19 protein-coding genes are annotated in these 16,933 nt (G+C 73.9%); 9 read left to right on the top strand and 10 right to left on the bottom strand.

From position 1 onward, the window contains the following. Positions 1-35: 35 nt before the first annotated feature. On the top strand, positions 36-521 hold the full coding sequence (locus tag ACIBEC_RS14885; RefSeq protein WP_360507321.1) for a hypothetical protein: 486 nt from the start codon (positions 36-38) through the stop codon (positions 519-521). Positions 522-1,165: 644 nt separating this feature from the next. After that, on the top strand, positions 1,166-1,813 hold the full coding sequence (locus tag ACIBEC_RS14890; protein WP_360507318.1) for an NAD(P)H-binding protein: 648 nt from the start codon (positions 1,166-1,168) through the stop codon (positions 1,811-1,813). A 34-nt stretch (positions 1,814-1,847) separates the two neighbouring features. Here ACIBEC_RS14890 and ACIBEC_RS14895 read toward each other — a convergent pair whose 3' ends face one another. After that, complete coding sequence (locus ACIBEC_RS14895) at positions 1,848-2,630, bottom strand: class III extradiol ring-cleavage dioxygenase (protein WP_360507315.1); 783 nt, start codon at positions 2,628-2,630, stop codon at positions 1,848-1,850. 126 nt (positions 2,631-2,756) lie between these two features. Between ACIBEC_RS14895 and ACIBEC_RS14900 the strand changes: the two genes are divergently transcribed. Then, complete coding sequence (locus ACIBEC_RS14900; RefSeq protein WP_360507371.1) at positions 2,757-3,224, top strand: MarR family transcriptional regulator; 468 nt, start codon at positions 2,757-2,759, stop codon at positions 3,222-3,224. On the opposite strand, the gene ACIBEC_RS14905 is transcribed toward ACIBEC_RS14900, so the two are convergent. Together ACIBEC_RS14905 and ACIBEC_RS14910 are read right to left on the bottom strand one after the other, a co-directional pair. Beyond that, entirely contained in the window at positions 3,190-4,428 is a 1,239-nt protein-coding gene (locus ACIBEC_RS14905; protein ID WP_360507312.1) for a DUF6596 domain-containing protein, read from the bottom strand. The two genes, ACIBEC_RS14900 and ACIBEC_RS14905, sit on opposite strands and share 35 nt — an antisense overlap. Positions 4,429-4,588: 160 nt before the next feature. Further along, positions 4,589-4,954 carry a YciI family protein gene (locus tag ACIBEC_RS14910; RefSeq protein WP_360507309.1) on the bottom strand — a complete coding sequence of 122 codons (366 nt, stop codon included), beginning with the start codon at positions 4,952-4,954 and terminating at the stop codon, positions 4,589-4,591. 271 nt (positions 4,955-5,225) lie between these two features. On the opposite strand from ACIBEC_RS14910, the gene ACIBEC_RS14915 reads away from it, so the two are divergent. The 3 genes from ACIBEC_RS14915 to ACIBEC_RS14925 all read left to right on the top strand — a co-directional run bounded on the left by ACIBEC_RS14915 (position 5,226) and on the right by ACIBEC_RS14925 (position 7,844). Continuing rightward, entirely contained in the window at positions 5,226-5,696 is a 471-nt protein-coding gene (locus tag ACIBEC_RS14915) for a molybdopterin-dependent oxidoreductase (protein ID WP_360507306.1), read from the top strand. Between the two features lie 355 nt (positions 5,697-6,051). Then, positions 6,052-6,570 (top strand): GNAT family protein, encoded by a 519-nt coding sequence (locus ACIBEC_RS14920; RefSeq protein WP_360507303.1) that lies wholly within the window; start codon positions 6,052-6,054, stop codon positions 6,568-6,570. 239 nt (positions 6,571-6,809) lie between these two features. Then, entirely contained in the window at positions 6,810-7,844 is a 1,035-nt protein-coding gene (locus ACIBEC_RS14925; RefSeq protein ID WP_360507300.1) for a sphingomyelin phosphodiesterase, read from the top strand. 79 nt (positions 7,845-7,923) lie between these two features. Here the strand turns inward: ACIBEC_RS14925 and ACIBEC_RS14930 are convergent, their stop codons facing one another. The 7 genes from ACIBEC_RS14930 to ACIBEC_RS14960 form a co-directional block, all read right to left on the bottom strand. After that, positions 7,924-8,958 (bottom strand): LacI family DNA-binding transcriptional regulator, encoded by a 1,035-nt coding sequence (locus ACIBEC_RS14930; RefSeq protein WP_360507297.1) that lies wholly within the window; start codon positions 8,956-8,958, stop codon positions 7,924-7,926. Positions 8,959-9,156: 198 nt separating this feature from the next. Continuing rightward, a complete protein-coding gene (locus tag ACIBEC_RS14935; RefSeq protein WP_360507294.1) occupies positions 9,157-9,936 on the bottom strand; it encodes a GNAT family N-acetyltransferase in 780 nt (259 codons plus the stop codon). Between the two features lie 172 nt (positions 9,937-10,108). Next, a complete protein-coding gene (locus ACIBEC_RS14940; RefSeq protein WP_360507291.1) occupies positions 10,109-11,203 on the bottom strand; it encodes an exo-alpha-sialidase in 1,095 nt (364 codons plus the stop codon). Between the two features lie 167 nt (positions 11,204-11,370). Further along, complete coding sequence (locus ACIBEC_RS14945) at positions 11,371-12,837, bottom strand: NAD(P)/FAD-dependent oxidoreductase (protein ID WP_360507289.1); 1,467 nt, start codon at positions 12,835-12,837, stop codon at positions 11,371-11,373. Beyond that, positions 12,834-13,289 (bottom strand): OsmC family protein, encoded by a 456-nt coding sequence (locus ACIBEC_RS14950; protein ID WP_360507286.1) that lies wholly within the window; start codon positions 13,287-13,289, stop codon positions 12,834-12,836. The genes ACIBEC_RS14945 and ACIBEC_RS14950 overlap by 4 nt, the downstream gene beginning before the upstream one ends. Before the next feature lie 205 nt (positions 13,290-13,494). Further along, the gene (locus tag ACIBEC_RS14955; RefSeq protein WP_360507283.1) at positions 13,495-14,229 is read right to left on the bottom strand and encodes an alpha/beta hydrolase; all 735 of its coding nucleotides are present in this window, start codon (positions 14,227-14,229) and stop codon (positions 13,495-13,497) included. A gap of 168 nt (positions 14,230-14,397) precedes the next feature. After that, a complete protein-coding gene (locus ACIBEC_RS14960) occupies positions 14,398-15,102 on the bottom strand; it encodes a thioredoxin family protein (RefSeq protein WP_396287932.1) in 705 nt (234 codons plus the stop codon). On the opposite strand from ACIBEC_RS14960, the gene ACIBEC_RS14965 reads away from it, so the two are divergent. The 3 genes from ACIBEC_RS14965 to ACIBEC_RS14975 are packed head-to-tail and all read left to right on the top strand — an operon-like array spanning position 14,984 to position 16,893. Next, a complete protein-coding gene (locus ACIBEC_RS14965) occupies positions 14,984-15,523 on the top strand; it encodes a hypothetical protein (protein ID WP_360507278.1) in 540 nt (179 codons plus the stop codon). The genes ACIBEC_RS14960 and ACIBEC_RS14965 overlap by 119 nt on opposite strands. Before the next feature lie 3 nt (positions 15,524-15,526). Beyond that, on the top strand, positions 15,527-16,129 hold the full coding sequence (locus tag ACIBEC_RS14970) for a sigma-70 family RNA polymerase sigma factor (protein ID WP_396287933.1): 603 nt from the start codon (positions 15,527-15,529) through the stop codon (positions 16,127-16,129). Beyond that, on the top strand, positions 16,126-16,893 hold the full coding sequence (locus ACIBEC_RS14975) for a zf-HC2 domain-containing protein (protein WP_360507272.1): 768 nt from the start codon (positions 16,126-16,128) through the stop codon (positions 16,891-16,893). Before ACIBEC_RS14970 ends, ACIBEC_RS14975 begins: the two co-directional genes overlap by 4 nt. Positions 16,894-16,933 lie beyond the last annotated feature (40 nt).

Consider the following 16,933-nt stretch of genomic DNA (forward strand, 5'->3'; position numbering starts at 1 on the left):
GGGGCCCGCCAAACAGCTTTCGAGGAGCTGCCGACATGCGACACCTTATCGCCCTCGCCCTACGGGCCGCCCTGCGCCTGGTCCTGTCGGCTCGGGGCCAGCACCGCCGACCCCGCCCCCTGGTCGTGATCTGCGGCCCCACCGAGCCCGTACAGCTCACTGTGCCGAAGCGGGTCATCTGCGCATCGGCTCGGCCGATCCCCGCGCACGTCCTCGCCCGCACGATGCCGCTCCCCGCCCCTGGTCGCCTGGTTCCGCGGTGGCTGGAGCTGTGGGAGCGCACCCCCGAGGCGCAGCAGCGCGAAGAACGGGCCCGGTTGGCCGAGGCGGCTTGGCCCCGGTGGCAGCGCACCTACCACGCCGAGATGATCCGCCGGAAGGATCAGGCGGAGGACCAGGAGCAGGCTCGCCGGGCGCGACGGGTATCCCTGTTCGCCACGGCCTACGAGCTTCCCGACCCGGCCGAATGCTGGGCCGAGCTGACCGACGCCGCGCCCGCCATGGCCGGGGCGGTGGCGTGATGACCCTCGCTGCCACCAGGAAGCCCGTATGCGGCTCCCCCCGCCCCGGGCAGTACGACGGCGCTCCGTGCAGCCGTGACCCGTTCCACCGGGACGACCACGCGAACGCCCTCGGCGAAACGTGGCCCCGCCTCGCTCCGGTGCGCTGCGCCCGGTGCGGTGGCCCGGCCCCCATCCCGGTCCCGATCGGCCACCAGGAAGCCGCGAGCGGCCCCGGGCACACCGTGTGGGCATGCTCGCTGTCCTGCCCCGAGTAGAACCCCCTCGCCCCGTCCGGGACCGATCCGGGCGGGGCTCTCGCGGCCCTGCCGCAGAACAGCTAGTCAAGAGCCTCCGGAGACCCCGAGGGCAACGAGTTCTGTGTCGAGCGCAGCAAGGCCGAGCGCGCCGCCACCGGGGACGCGTAGCCGTCCGGCTGTACCGGCCACTGGCCCATGGCCGCCCGTCAGTCCCACGAGGACGTGCGCGGGCGGCCGTTCCGTACTCTCGGCCGTTCTTTCGGCCGCTCGTCGAACGCAGCTGCGCCAAGCCGTCACACGACAGGCCCAAGCCCCGGGCCGGCGCCGGGGATCCGCCCGATAATCGACCCTGTCCGACGCCCTTCGGCACACGCAGCCCCCACCGAGCCACCAGGCAGGTACCCCATGGCCAGGATCGCCGTGATCGGCGCCAACGGCAGCATCGGCAGTGCGGTCGTCGCGGAGGCGGCGGTACGTGGCCACGAGGTCACCGCCGTGGTCCGGGATCCGGACCGCTACCGGGGCGGGGCCGCCGCCGTGGAGCGCGGGGACGTGCTGGACCCGGCGGACGTGGCCCGGGTGGCGGCCGGCTGCGACGTCCTGGTGAGCGCCGTCGGCGGCGGTGACGGCCCGGGCCACCTGGCGCTGATCGAGCCCGCCGCCCGCGCCCTGGTCGAGGGCCTGCGCAGGCTCGACGGCGCGGCGCCCCGGCTGATCGCGGTCGGCGGTGCGGGCAGTCTGGAGACCGCGCCGGGCGTACGGGTCTGGGACACCCCGGGGCTGCCGGAGACGGTCCTGCAGATCATGCACGCGCACGGCGCGGCGCTGGACTACTACCGGACGGTCTCCGACCTCCGTTGGACGGTGCTCAGCCCGGCCGCCGAGATCGGCCCGGGGGAGCGGACCGGCCGCTACCGCACCGGCCTGGAGCAGCTGCTCACCGACGCCGAGGGGCGCAGCCGGATCTCGGTGCCGGACTACGCGGTCGTCCTGGTGGACGAGATCGAGCAGCCCGAGCACATCGGCGAGCGCTTCACCTGCTGCTCGCTGTGATCCGTTGCTGCTCGCTGTGATCCGTCGAGTCCGTTCAGCCCAGCTGGATCGAGCGCTTGGCCAGTCCCATCCAGAACCCGTCGATGACGCTGCGCTGGCTGTCCAGGTCGGCCTCGCCGGCGCCGAGGGTGACGAACAGCGGGGCGAAGTGCTCGGTGCGCGGGTGGGCGAGCCGCCCGGCGGGGGCCTTGCGCTCGAAGTCGAGCAGTGCGTCCAGGTCGTGGGCGGCCAGGGCGCGCCGGCCCCAGTCGTCGAACTCGGCCATCACCGAGGTGACCCGGCCGTCGTTGCTGAGTGCCCGCAGGTTGTGGGTGAAGAAGCCGCTGCCGACGATCAGCACGCCCTCGTCGCGCAGCGGGGCGAGTTTGCGGCCGAGCTCCAGCAGCCGCTGCGGGTCGAGGGTGGGCAGCGAGACCTGGAGCACCGGGACGTCGGCGTCCGGGTACATCTCCACCAGGGGGACGTACGCGCCGTGGTCGAGTCCGCGGTCGGGGATGTCCTGGACGGGTGTGCCGGGGGCGCGCAGCAGCTTGCGCACGCGCTCGGCGAGCTCCGGCGCGCCGGGGGCGGCGTACCGGACCCGGTAGTAGTGCTCGGGGAAGCCCCAGAAGTCGTAGACCAGCGGTGTGGTGGTGACGGCGCCGAGGGCGAGCGGCGCCTCCTCCCAATGGGCGGAGACCATCAGCACGGCCTTGGGCCGGGGCAGGTCGGCGGACCAGGCGGCCAGCTCGCCCGGCCAGATCGGGTCGTCGGCCAGCGGCGGAGCGCCGTGCGACAGGTACAGAGCGGGCATGCGCTCGGGGGCCGCGGTGTTCATGGCGTCCTCCTCGGGACCGGTGGGACCGTTCGTTCGATGGTAGTTCAAATTTGAACGTCTACTTCGATCGACGGTACACCTTTGTTCGAATTTGAACAACAGGAGTAGGCTTCATCCATGTCCTCACTGAACGAACCCCGCTGGCTGGACCCGGACGAGATGGCCGCCTGGCGGGGCTTCGTCACCGCGAGCAACCTGCTGAACCGCCGGCTGGAGCGCCAGCTCAAGGAGGACTCCGGCCTCTCGCACCAGCAGTACGAGATCCTGGTGCACCTGTCCGCCGCCCCCGGCGACTCGCTGCGGATGACCGAACTCGCCGACAAGCTGGTCACCTCCAAGAGCGGCCTGACCTACCAGGTCACCCAGCTGGAGCGGATGGGCCTGGTCTCCCGCCGCTCCTGTCCCAGCGACGTACGCGGCGTCTTCGCCGAACTCACCGACCAGGGAAGGGAGGTGCTGCGCCAGGCCGCGCCCGGGCACGTCGCCCTGGTCCGCGAGCTGCTGATCGACGTGCTCACCCGCGACCAGCTGGCCGTCCTCGCCGAGGGCCTCGGCGAGGTCAGCGCCCGGCTGCGCCTGGACGAAACCCCCTAGTCTTCCTCGGGCGCCCAAGGCCCGCGGCCCGCTCCCGCAGCAGCTCCCGCTCCCGCTCGTTGCGGGTCAGTTCCGCCGCCCGCTCGAACTCCGCCCGGGCCTCGTCCGCCCGCCCCAGCCGGGCGAGCAGATCGCCCCGCACGCTCGGCAGCAGGTGGTAGCCGCGCAGCGCCGGCTCCGCCGCCAACGCGTCCACCAACTCCAGTGCGGCGGCCGGACCCCGCGCCATCGAGACGGCCACCGCCCGGTTCAGCGCCACCACCGGGGACGGCGACAGCGCCAGCAGCCGCTCGTACAGTGCGGCGATGGTCGCCCAGTCGGTGTCCGCGTAGCGCCGTGCCTTCGCGTGGCAGGCGGCGATCGCGGCCTGCACCGAGTACGGCCCGGTACCCGCCCGCTGCAGGGCGTCGAAGCCGCGCCGGATCAGCAGCCCGTCCCAGCGGGCCCGGTTCTGGTCCGCCAGCAGCACCGGCCGGCCGTCCGGGCCGGTCCGGGCGGCCGTGCGCGAGGCCTGGAACTCCAGCAGCGCGGCCAGCCCGTGCACCTCCGGCTCGGCCGGCATCAGCGCGGCCAGCACCCGGGCCAGCCGCAGCGCGTCCTCGCACAGCTGGGGGCGGAGCAGGTCGTCCCCCGTCGTCGCCGAGTACCCCTCGTTGAAGATCAGATAGATGACCTCCAGTACCGACGACAGCCGCCGCGCCCGGTCCTCCCCGTACGGCACCTCGAACGGCACCGCCGCCTTCGCCAGCGCCCGCTTCGCCCGGACGATCCGCTGCGCCACCGTCGGCTCGGGCACCAGGAAGGCGCGGGCGATCTCCGGGGTGGTCAGCCCGCCGAGCAGCCGGAGGGTGAGCGCGATCCGCGCCTCCGCCGACAGGACCGGGTGGCAGGCGGTGAAGATCAGCCGCAGCAGGTCGTCGTCGATGTCGTCCGGCTCGGCCGGCTCCGGGGGCGCCACGTCCTCCGCCGACCGCCCCACCTCGGCGAGTTTGCGGGCGTAGACCTCCCGGCGGCGGACCAGGTCGATCGCCCGGTGCTTGGCGGTGGCCGTCAGCCAGGCGCCCGGATTGTCCGGGACGCCCTCCTGCGGCCACCGCTCCAGCGCGGCCACCAGCGCGTCCTGCGCCAGCTCCTCGGCGATGCCCACGTCCCGGACGATCCGGGCTACCCCGGCGATGATCCGCGCGGACTCGATCCGGAACACCGTCTCGACGGCCGCCGCCGCGGTCCTGGCTGGCGCAGCGCCGTCCGGCGTAGTGTCCTCCGTCGCAGTGCCGTTCGTCGCAGTGCCGTTTCTCGCAGCCCTCTCCGTCACGGCGACCCATCAGAGCAGCCGACGGCGGGGGAGGCAAACGCACTCACCGTTACGGCTGAGGCATTTCCTCGATCTGCCGGACCTCCGCCTCGACGCTCCACCCCGCCGGGTGGGTCTGCAGGAAGCGCCGGGTCCACTCCAGGGCTTCGGCCTGGTCCTTGCACTGCAGGATGGCGTAACCGCCGACGACCTCCTTGGTCTCGGTGAACGGCCCGTCGGTGTAGCCGACCTTCCCGTCGTTCCAGGTCACCCGGGTGCCCTGGGAGGTCGGGGTCAGCCCGGCGGTCTCCAGCATCACCCCGGCCTTGGTGATCTCCTCGAATAGGGCCCCCATCCGCTGCTCGAAGCTCGGGTCCGGCTCCCAGTCGGCGCGGGCCTGCTCGTCGATCCGGATCAGTGTCATGAAGCGCGGCATGGTGACTCCTCGGTCGGTCGGGCGGGGCCTCTCCCCGCCTCTCACCCCTGCGTCGAACGGGCCGGCGCCGGATCGACACTCGCCACGAAAAATTTTCCGCAGGTTCCGCGCCCGAGGTCGGCAGCAGCGCAGATTCGATCGGAACAGGGGATCAGTCATCGCAATTGCGATGAATATCCGTCTTCAGCCTGGCAGCTGCGAATGTCCGATCGGTCCCTCGGGTAGTCCTCCTCCCGGGCCGCGGCGCAGCGGCCCGGGAAGAGGGAGCACCATGACCCCGGCGAGACCCACCATCCGGCTGCACGGCCACCTCGAGCGGCCCGCCGAGCTGACCGTCGACCAACTGCGCGACCTCCCCGCCCACCGGGTCGAGGTCAGCTTCGACTGCCGGACCGAGGGCGAGCAGCGGCACGGCTACGAGGGCCCGGCACTGCTGGACGTACTGCGCGAGGCCCGGCCCCGGATCGACTTCTCCGGCCGCAAGCAGCGGCTGCGCTTCCTGCTCTCCGTGGTCGGCGCCGACGGCCACCGGGCGGTGGTCTCCTGGGCCGAGATCGACCCGGACTTCGGCGGCCGGCGGATCCTGCTGGCCACCAGCATGAACGGCGCGCCGCTGGACGCCGTCGGCCCGCAGCTGGTCGTCCCGGACGACCACTGCGGTGCCCGCTACGTCAGTGCCGTCACCACCGTCTGGCTCGGCCCCCTCGGCCCCCTCGGCGACCCGGCGCACCCCACCGCGTAACGCGCCGCAGTGCACGTCGCACCCCGGAACTGCTCCGGCGCGATGCGGTACGGCCCGGCCTTGCCCGCGTAGTGGGCGAGCAGGTGCCGCAGCATCGGCAGCCGCCCGTCGTCCGGGGGGCCTGCGCCAGGGCGGCCGCGACGTTCCGCACGCCGTACGCGGGCGCGTCGAAATCGGCCTGTGTCCAGCTCCGGGCCCAGTTCTTTCGGATCATGACCACGGCGGCGTAGCCGAGGATGCCCGACAGGCCGAGGACGAGGTGGGCCACGGCGCAGCATCATCCCTGGTCGCGAGGGTCCGGGCAATGCGGTAAAAGCACTCGCCGGAGCCGGGTTTCCGTGCCAACATGCCCCATATGGGGACGATTCTGCACGGCGCCCTGGTCACGCTGCGACCGGCCACCACCGACGACATCCCGGCCCTGGCGGCCATCCGCGGCACGCCGGAGGTGTTCGCCCGCTGGCGGGGCGGTGACGACCTGCCCGCCGAGGTCGCCAACGACCTGGAATCACCCGACACGGAGACGTTTGCGATCGACCTGGGCGGCCAGGTGGTCGGCGCCATCCAGTGGTACGCCAACAACGACGACGAGTACCGGCACGCCGGGATGGACCTCTACCTCGATCCGACGGTGCACGGCCTGGGTCTGGGGACGGACGCGGTGCGCACCATGGCCCGGTACCTGGTGCACGACCACCACTACCACCGGCTGGTGATCGACCCGGCCGCGGACAACCTCGCCGCGATCCGCTGCTACACCAAGGTCGGCTTCCGTACGGTCGGCACCATGCGCCAGTACGAGCGCGGTTCGGACGGCACCTGGCACGACAACCTGCTGATGGATCTGCTCGCGGACGAACTGCTCGACGGCTGACGGCGGTTCGCGCGGGCCCGGCGGGCGGCGCGTGGGCGGTGCAAGGGTGTACAGACATCTTGTCGCCTACTCGCCCGGACCTGTACAGACATCTCGCGGCCACATGATCGGCCGGAACTGATCTCCTGGCGTTCTTCCCGACGTACCGGTCGGTAGCTAGCGTTCGTCCGCCAGTCCCCGACCGCCGGCCACCCCGGCGCCGGGCCCCGCAGGGTAGACGAATCCCCAGGAGAACGCCCATGCTCTCGCGTCGCACGGCCACCGCCCTCACCTCGGCGGCCGCCGCCGCACTGCTGGTCGGCGGTACCGCCCCGGCCGCCACCGCCGGCACCCCGGCGAGCCCCACCACGCTGTCCGTCTTCGCCTTCAACGTCGACCTCGGCACCGCCGTCGTCGACAGCACCCAGAACGAGCAGGCCGCCCGCCGCACCCCGGTGATCGAGCAGATCGTCCGTCAGCACAACGCCGATGTCGTCATCCTGGACGAGCAGTTCAACAACAGCTCGACCGCCGACATCAACGCCAAGCTCGCCGACCTCTACCCGTACCGCACCCCGGTGGTCGGCGGCACCTGCTCCGGCGGCTGGACGGGCATCAGCGGCAACTGCTCCAACTCGTGGTTCGTCATCAACGGCGGCACGATGATCCTCTCCAAGTACCCGATCGCCGCCCAGTACGCCCACGTCTTCGCCAACTCGACGTACGGCACCTGGGACTACCACGCCAACAAGGGCGCGGCGCTGGTCAAGGTGACCAAGAACGGCAGCGCCGCCTGGGTGGTCGGCACCCACCTCCAGGCCGACGAGTCGGACGTCTCCACCGACACCACCCAGTCCACCCGGCTCGGCCAGCTCTCCGAGATCCGCGCCTGGGTGGACGGGATCGTCGGCAGCGGCGCGCCGGTGCTGATCGGCGGCGACCTCAACGTCGAGTACGTCCACGGCCGGGGCCGCGGCGACTACACCAACGCCCAGAACGCGGTGAACGGCGTGCTCGGCACCCCGGCCACCGACCCGGGCCAGAACCTGACCACCATGGACTGCTCGGTTTCCGCCTGGTGCCAGTACATGTCCGGCGTCGAGACCTTCCCCAAGGACTACCGGGACGACCTCGACTACATCGGCTACCTCAACGCCCCGGACCGCCCGGTGCCGACCGGGATGTCGACCGTGAAGGTCGACTTCGACCCGCAGGCGGGCTGGGCGCCGGGGCAGCTCGACACCAACGCGCCCAGCGACCACTACCCGGTCGAGGCCACCTTCCAGCTGAACTGACGCCCGGCGGCCGAACCGACGCCCGGCGGCCGAACCGACGCGCGGTGCTGAACCGACGCCCGGCGAGGTCGAGCAGCGGTCAGTCCAGGGCTGCCCGGTCCGGTGCCGGGCAGCCGCAGGAGCGCCGCACCACCAGTCGGGCCGGGAAGGTCCGGGCGCCGGTGGCGCGGCGCTCGGACCCGCCGAGGACGAGCTCCAGCGCGGCGCGGGCCATCTCGTCCTGCGCGGTGGTGACGGTGGTCAGCGCGGGCCCGGCGATCACCGCCTCGGCGATGTCGTCGAAGCCGGCCACCGCGAGGTCCTCCGGCACCCGGATCCCCAGGTCGTCGGCGGCCCGCAGCAGGCCGATCGCCTGGTCGTCCGTCGCGCAGAACACGGCGGACGGCCGGTCGGGGCGGGCCAGCAGGGCGAGCGCCTCGGCGTGTGCCCGGACGCGGTCGAACGGCGCCGGGGTGAGCCGCCCCTCGGTGGGCAGCCCGGCGTCCTCCAGGGCGGCGACCCAGCCGGCCGTCCGCCCGGTGACCGGGTCGTGCGGGCTGAGCGCGCGGGTGCCGCCGAAGCAGTGCACCTCGGCGTGCCCGTGCCCGAGCAGGTGGCGGACCACCTCGCGGGCACCGCCCTCGTCGTCCGCGACCACGGCGACGCCGTCGGCGCTCTCCGCACGGTGGTGCAGCAGCACGACCGGGGTGCCGTCGGCCACGTCGAAGCCGGTCAGCCCGGGGGTGGCCGGGTCCTGGGTGACCAGGATCAGGCCGTCCACCTGCATCCCGAGGAAGGCCCGGATGTAGTGCGCCTCCCGCTCGTCGGCGTAGTCGGAGTTGCCGATCAGCAGCAGCCGGCCGTGCTCGGCGGCGGCCTGTTCGACGGCGTGCGCGAGCCCGGCGAAGAACGGCTGCCGGGCGTCCGGCACGACCATCCCGAGCAGGTTGGTCCGCCGCCGCGCCATCGCCTGGGCGACCCGGTTGGGCCGGTAGCCGAGCTCCTCGACCGCCGCGAGCACCCGCGCCCGGGTCGCCGGCGCCACCGGCCGCGGCCCGTCGTTGATCACATAACTCACGACCGCCGTGGACGTCCCCGCCGCCCGCGCCACATCGTCCCGTGTCACCCTTGCCATGACCGTTGAGCCTACACACCGCGTCCGACCAGCCGGTTTCCCGTGGGTCCGGCGGTCCCCGATCGGCTTGCCGAAGTCGGCCCGGCCGTCACTGGCCCGGCCCTGATCACCCCCGGCCCTGATCACCCCCGGCCCTGAGCAGCCCCGGTCCTGAGCAGCCCCGGCCCTGAGCAGCCCCGGTCCTGAGCGCACCCGGGCTCAGTCGGCGTCCGGGACGAGCACCGTCAGCGAGGTCTCCTGCAGCAGGAAGCCCAGCGACTCGTAGAGGCGGCGGGCCGGGTTGCCCTCGGTCACCGCCAGGTGCAGGTCGGCGATCCCGCGCGCGGCGGCGTCCGCGACCGCCCGGCGCAGCAGGTCGGCGCCGAGGCCCCGGTAGCCGCGCTGCGGGTGGCGGAAGACCTCGGCGACCCACGGCCGGCCGTCGCGGTCGGTCAGGATCACCGCAGCGACCACGCGGTCCTCGGCGTCCACGGCGAGCAGGCTGGACGACAGGACGGGGCCGATGGCCTTCCCGGCGAGCAGCAGTCCGAGCCGGTCGGAGAGCGCCTGGGCGTCGTCGCCCGGGAAGCGGTCGACGTGACCGGGCCCGAAGGCGGCCCGCCAGGCCTCGAACAGCTCCTCGGGCGCCCGGTCGCAGGGCACCGCCCGCAGGCCGTCGCGCAGTCCCCCGCGCAGGCCGTCGGGCAGCGGCGCCCCGGCCCAGTCGGCGGGCGGGGGGTCGGCGCGCAGGTCCCGGCGGAAGGTGTGGGCGTGCCGCAGGACCGTCGCGCCGTCCGCCGCCAGGCGCTGCCCGAGTTCGGGGCTGCCGGAGACCACCCACCCGGGCAGCTCGGCCCGGATGAACCCGGCCGCGTCCACCGACTCGTCCAGCACCTGCAGCAGGTCGGCCCAGGGCAGGCCCTCCCGCTCGCCCGGCTGGTAGCGCAGTACCGGATTGCCGTCGCCGTCGTGCCTGACCACCCAGTCGGCCTCAGCCATGGCCCACCCCTTTTCGCGAGTTCGCCGGAGATCGTTCGTCGGCGGCTCATGCTGGCCAGAACCGGGCGCTCGGGGCAACCGGTTTTCCGGCAGCGGGCGTCGGGACAGCGGGCTTCGGACAGCGGACTTGGGGGCGGCAGGCCGTCGGGAAGCGCGGCGGCCGGCGCCGGGCTCAGGCCACCACCGCGGCGCGGACGCAGAGCACGTCCGGCAGGTGGGAGATCAGCAGCGACCAGTTCTCGCCCTCGTCCCGGCTGCCGTACACGTCGCCGGTCCGGTTGCCGAAGTAGATCCCGGCCGGGTCGGCGTCGTCGGTGCGCAGGGCATCGCGCAGCACGATGCCGTAGTGGTCCTCGCCGGGCAGGCCGTCGGCGAGCTGCTGCCAGCTGGTGCCGCCGTCGGTGGTGCGGAAGACCCGGCAGCGGCGGCCGGGCGGGATGCGGTCGTCGGAGCCGCCGAGCGGGAAGAGGTAGGCGGTGTCGCCCCGGCGGGGGTGGGCGGCGACGGCGAAGCCGAACTCGGCGGGCAGCCCGTCGACGATCGAGCGCCAGCTGGCGCCCCAGTCGTCGCTGCGGTAGACGCCGCCGTGGTTCTGCAGGTAGAGCCGGTCGGGGTTGACCGGGTCCGGGGCGATCTTGTGCACGCACTGGCCGAACTCGGGGTACTGGCTCTCCTGCGGGAGGAACTCGGCGCGCAGCCCGGTGTTGGAGGGCTCCCAGCTGTCGCCGCCGTCCTTGCTGCGGTAGACGCCGCCGCTGGAGACGGCGACCAGCAGCCGTTGCGGGTCGCTCGAGTCGGTGAGGATGGTGTGCAGGCCCTGGCCGCCGTAGCCGGCGCCCCACTGCGGCCGCTGGGGGTGTTCCCAGAGCGACTCCACCAGGGCGAACGTCTCGCCGCCGTCGGTGGAGCGGAACAGCGCGGCGGGCTCGGTGCCCGCGTAGACGACGCCGGGGGCCTCGCCGCCGGCGGGCTGCAGCTGCCAGACCCGGGTGAGCGAGGCGCCGGTGGACTCGGGGAAGCGGATGGCCGGCTGCGGCGGCTCGTACCAGTGCGCGCCGAGGTCGTCGGAGCGCCAGACCGAGGGCCCCCAGTGGCTGCTGTCGGCGCCGACCAGGATTCTGGTGCGGCCCTCGCGGCGGTCGACGGAGACGGAGTAGATCGCGTTCATCGGGAAGTGCGGCCCGCTGAACTCCCACGTCAGCCGGTCGCGGCTGCGGCCGAGAAAGAGGCCCTTCTCGGTTCCGACGGCCAACAGCACTTCGGTCATGCCTCACACCACCCTGGTCACGAGCGCGGCCCCCCGGGACGGCCCCCGACTGCCAGTGTCCCGCCGTCCACCGGTGGTCACATCTCGCCGCGCCGTTCACCCGGGAGGCCGTCCTTGACCCGGAAGGCCGTTCGCCCGGCCGGGGGCCGCACTTGCGCCCAGGGGCCCTACCCCCGGCAGCCCTCCAGCAGCCGCAGCCAGACCTCGCTGATCGTCGGGTACGCGGGCACCGCGTGCCAGAGCCGGTCGATGGGCACCTCGCCGACCACCGCGACGGTCGCCGAGTGCAGCAGTTCGGCCACGCCGGGGCCGACCAGGGAGGCGCCGACGAGCACCTGGCGGTCCAGGTCGAAGACCACCCGGGCCCGGCCGCGGTAGTCGTCGCCGTACAGCGAGGCCCCGGCGACGGCGCCGAGGTCGTGGTCGACGGTCTTGACCCGCAGCCCGGCCTCCTCGGCGGCGGCCAGGGTCAGGCCGACGGCAGCGACTTCCGGTTGCGTGAACACGACCTGCGGCGCGCCCGCGAGGTCGGCGGACGCGGCGTGCGCGCCCCAGCGCGCGGTGTCGAGCGGGCGCCCCTGGGCGCGGGCGGCGATCGCCGCGCCCGCGATCCGGGCCTGGTACTTGCCCTGGTGGGTGAGCAGCGCCCGGTGGTTGACGTCCCCGGCGGCGTACAGCCACTCGCCGTCCACGCCGAGCACCGTGCAGCTGTCGTCCACCTCCAGCCAGTCGCCCGGCTTCAGCCCGACCTGCTCCAGCCCGATGTCGGCGGTGCGCGGGGCCCGGCCGGTCGCGTACAGCACCTCGTCGGCGGTCAGCTCCGCGCCGTCCTCCGCGCCGTCCTCCGCGCCGCTCCTGAGCGTCAGGGTCACCGGCCCGGAGCCGTCCGCCCGCTGCACCCCGGTGACCTCGGTGCCGAAACGGACGTCCACCCCGGCCTTGCGCAGGCCCTCGGCGACCAGCTCGCCCGCGAACGGCTCCATCCGCGGCAGCAGCCCCTCGCCGCGCACCAGCAGCACCACCTCGGCGCCGAGCGCCCGCCAGGCGGCGGCCATCTCCACCCCGACCACCCCGCCGCCGACCACCGCCAGCCGCCCGGGCACGGCCGGCGAGCCGGTGGCCTCCCGGTTGGTCCACGGGAGGGCCTCGGTCAGCCCCGGCACGTGCCCGGGCAGCACCGGACGGCTGCCGGTGGACACCACGACGGCGTGCCGGGCGGTGAGCACCCGCTCGCTGCCGTCCTCGGCCTCCACCGTCACCGTCCGCTCGCCGGCCAGCCGGCCGTGGCCGCGGACCAGGTCGATGCCGGTGTCCCGCAGCCACCGCACCTGGCCGTCGTCGCTCCAGTGCGAGGCGAAGGAGTCCCGCCGGGCCAGCACCGCGGCCGGGTCCAGCCGTCCGTCGCCGACCGCCTCCCGGGAGCCGGCCACCGCGCGGGCGTCGGCCAGCGCGGCCGACGGGCGCAGCAGCGCCTTGCTCGGCATGCAGGCCCAGTACGAGCACTCGCCGCCGACCAGCTCGGCCTCCACGATCACCGTGCGCAGCCCGGCGGCGACCGTCCGGTCCGCCACGTTCTCGCCGGTCGGGCCGGCCCCCAGGACGATGACGTCGTACTCCTCGGCGGTGCTGGTCATGCCCGGTCCTCCGTGGTCTCGATGGCCACCCCGGCCCGCAGGGCGAGGGTGACGGGCGTGCGTTCGCAGATGTCGAGCAGTCGGGCGCGCTGGGCCCCGTCCAGGTCGCCGGTCAGGGCGACCCGGCGGGAGATCCGGCCCCGGCTGCCGTCCGTTTCGTACCCGAGCCTCACCCGGACCGCCTGCAGCGGCCACTTCTTGCGGTCGGCGTACATCCGCAGGGTGATCGCGGTGCAGGAGCCGAGGGAGGCGAGCAGCAGCGCGAACGGTTCCGGCCCGCTGTCCGAGCCGCCGCGTCGCACCGGCTCGTCCGAGGTCAGCGCGTGGGTGCCGGCCTTGACGTCCACGTGGTACGGCGGGTCGGCGGCGCTCCCGGTGACCAGCGCGGTGGTGACCCGTCCGAACTCGGGCCCGGCGGCAGGCGGTTCGGTACGGCCGGTCTGCTCGCTCATGAGTCTCGCTCTCCGCTCGGGTACGGCGTTGGGCCCATCCTGCCGGGTCGGGCGTGCCTTGGCGACGGTCGGACACGCGCAGGACGCGCAGGGGACACGCCCGTGCACGCGGGGGACAGGCCTGCGCACGCGGGGGTACCCAAGGCACACGGGGGCACCCAGGACACGCGGGGACAGGCCCGGGCATGGCGGACAGGCCGGGGGCTCAGATCGCGGCGAGCTCCGCGAGCACCGCCGCCGTGTCGGCCGGACGGGAGAACATCGGCCAGTGCCCGGTGGGCAGTTCGCGCAGTTCCCAGTTCGGCGCGGCCATCCCGGCGAAGTACGGGTGGCCCGCCGCGATCAGCTCGCGGACCTGGGAGAGCGGGAAGGAACAGGACACCAGCGCGTGCGGCAGGGCGGCCCCGGCGCCGGTCAGCCGGAGTTCGTCCCGGTACACCCCGGCCGGGTGCGGGGTGGCGAGGGAGCGGACCCGCGCCAGGGTGGCCTCGTCCAGGCCCCCCAGGCCGGCGCCGTGGGTGTCCAGGTACTCCCAGGACGGCATCGGGAACCGGCCGTCGACCACCGAGGCCTCGGCCATCTTCCGGTAGTCGGGCTGCCAGAGGTCGTGGAGCGCGGAGCCGTCGACCAGCGGGACGCTGTCCAGGTAGACCACCCGGCGGATCCGCTCCGGCATCCGGTCCGCGAGCCCGCCCACCGGGGCGCAGGCGCCGCTGTGGGCGACCAGCACGACGTCCCACAGGTCCTCGCGGACCAGCAGGTCGGCCAGGTCGGCGATGTGCTCCTCCAAGCCGAACTCGCCGGACTCGCCCGCCCGTTCGGCCACCCCGGGCAGGCTCACCGGGTGGACGCGGTGCCCGGCGGCGCGCAGCGGCGCGGCCACCTCGTCCCAGGCCCAGGCACCGAGCCAGAACCCGGGGACCAGTACGAACGTGCTCATGGCGGATCACTCCTTCGTCGGCGGGGCCTCCGCGGAGGCCGCTGTCACCGACGACTCTAGGAGCGGATCCCGATCGGCACCCGCGGCCGTGGTCCCGGAAGCGGGGAGCGGGCACGGCGGGGGCCCGGGGGGACGACGCTCCCCGGGCCCCCGCCGACCGCTCGCGGCTCAGGCCTGGCCGCCGGCCGCCTGCTCTTCGGCGACCTTGCGCTTCACCTCGGCCATGTCCAGGTTGCGGGCCTGGCCGATCAGGTCCTCGAACACCGCCTCCGGCAGCGCGCCGGCCTGCGAGAAGACGAGCACGCCCTCACGGATGATCGCCAGTGTCGGGATCGACTGGATGCCGAACGCGGAGGCGAGCTCCTGCTGCGCCTCGGTGTCCACCTTGGCGAAGACCAGGTCGGAGTGGCGCTCGGCCGCCTTCTCGTACACCGGGGCGAACTGGCGGCAGGGACCGCACCACCCGGCCCAGAAGTCGATGAAGACGAAGTCCTTGCCCTCCGGGCCGGGGACGATGTCGTCGAAGTTCTCCTTGGTCAGCTCGACCGTGCTGCTCATCTCGCGATTCCTTCCCTTCCGGAGGCTGCGGTACAGGCCATGTGCCCGCGACAACGGTGCTGCTCGGCACCGTATTCCGGGGGTGTCCGGCATTCCGTGGCCGGCCTGCGGCCATCCGGCGCACGGCATTGAGCAACCGGCCGCCACCGCCCGTACAGAAGGGTGTCCAGTCCGTTCAGACCGCGGGAGGCACCCCATGCGCAGCACACCCCGCACCCGCCGGGCCGCCGTGCTGGCCGCCTCCGGCATCGCGGTGGCCGCCCTGATCGCCGGCTGCGGGTCGTCCGGAGGCAGCAAGTCCAGTACGCCGAGCATGTCGGGCAGCCCGACCGCCCCGGCGAGCGCGACCCTGCAGACCGCCACCGACCCCAAGCTGGGCACGATCGTCACCGACAGCGCCGGCTTCACGCTCTACCGCTTCGACCAGGACGAGAGCAACCCGCCGGAGTCCTACTGCAACGGCAGCTGTGCCACGACCTGGCCGCCCGAGCACGTCAACGGCGACGTCACGGTCAAGGGCATCGACAGCAAGCTGGTCGGCACGGTCACCCGCTCCGACGGCACCAAGCAGGTCACCGTCAACGGCTGGCCGGTCTACCGCTACTCGCCGGACGCCAAGCCCGGCGACACCAAGGGCCAGGGCGTGGGCGGCACCTGGTTCGCGGTGACCCCGAGCGGTGGCAAGGCGGGCACCGGCACGAACTCCAACCCGATGCCCAGCACCCCGGGCTACTGACCGATGTCGACCGCCCTCGACCAGGAGGCCCGGGTGCGCAACGATGAAGTGGTGACCGAGGAGCACCCCGTCGACGGCACGGCCGGCCACGGCACGAGGGCGTCCGACGAGGAGTTGATGCGCGCCCTGTACCACGAGCACGCCGGTCCGCTCTTCGGCTTCGTGCTCCACCTGGTCGCCGGCGACCGGCAGCGGGCCGAGGACGTCGTCCAGGAGACGCTGGTCCGCGCCTGGCGCAACATCCACCGCCTCGACCCGGCGGCGGGGTCGCTGCGGCCCTGGCTGGTCACGGTCGCCCGGCGGATCGTGATCGACGAGCACCGCAGCGCCCGGGCCAGGCCCCGCGAGGTGGACGCGTCGGCCCTGGAGCTGCTGCCCGCCGAGGACGAGCTCGACCGGGCACTGCGGATGATGACCGTCGCGGACGCGCTCGGCGACCTCTCGCCGGCGCACCGCGAGATCATCGTCGAGACCTATCTGAAGGGCCGCACGGCCAACGAGGCGGCCGCCGAACTCGACATCCCGGCCGGGACCGTACGGTCGCGGGTGTTCTACGCACTGCGCTCGCTCAGGCTCGCGCTGGAGGAACGGGGAGTGACATCGTGACCAAGCGCCCCGGCCCCGAGCCCGGCCGCCCGGAGCACATTCCGGGCGGGCCGGACGGCGTGCCCGGCGGCCCGGAGCACACCGATGCCGGCGCCTACGTCCTCGGCCTGCTGGAGCCCGCCGAGCGCGCCGCCTTCGAACGGCACCTGGCCGACTGCCCGCAGTGCGCCGAGCAGGTGTCCGAACTCGGCTTCGTTGAACCACTGTTGGCCGAGTACGCGGCCTCCGCGACGGCCGCCGGGCTGGACCCGGCCGGCCCCGCCCCGCACCCGGACCCGCGGCTCCTGGACCGGCTGGTCGCCGAGGTCGGCACCGTCCGGCGGCGGGGCCGGGTGCGGCGACTCGTCCTGGCCCTGGCCGCGACCGCGATGGTGGCGGCGGGCCCCGCCGTCACGGCCGCGGTGCTCACCGCCGACAGCACCCCCGCCGTGGTCGCCGTGGCCGAGCAGTTCAGCGCCACCGACCAGGCCACCGGCGCGCACGCCACCGTCGGCGTGGACGGCGCCACCTGGGGCAGTCGGGTCAGCATGCAACTCTCCGGTGTCCAGGGCCCGTTGACCTGCAGTCTGGTCGCCGTCTCGCACAGCGGCGGACAGCAGACGGTGAACACCTGGACCGTCCCGGCGAGCGGCTACGGGGACCACGGCGGCGTGCTGCGCACCACCGGCGGCGCGGCCCTCCAGCCGGGCGACATCGACCACTTCGAGGTGCGGGTCCAGACCACCGGCGCCCTCCTGGTCGCCGTCCCCGCCCACCAGGCCTGATCCGCACCCCGCCCACGAGGGCCCGACCTGCCCCGCCTCC

This window comes from Kitasatospora sp. NPDC051164, from assembly GCF_044455625.1.
GTDB lineage: Bacteria > Actinomycetota > Actinomycetes > Streptomycetales > Streptomycetaceae > Kitasatospora.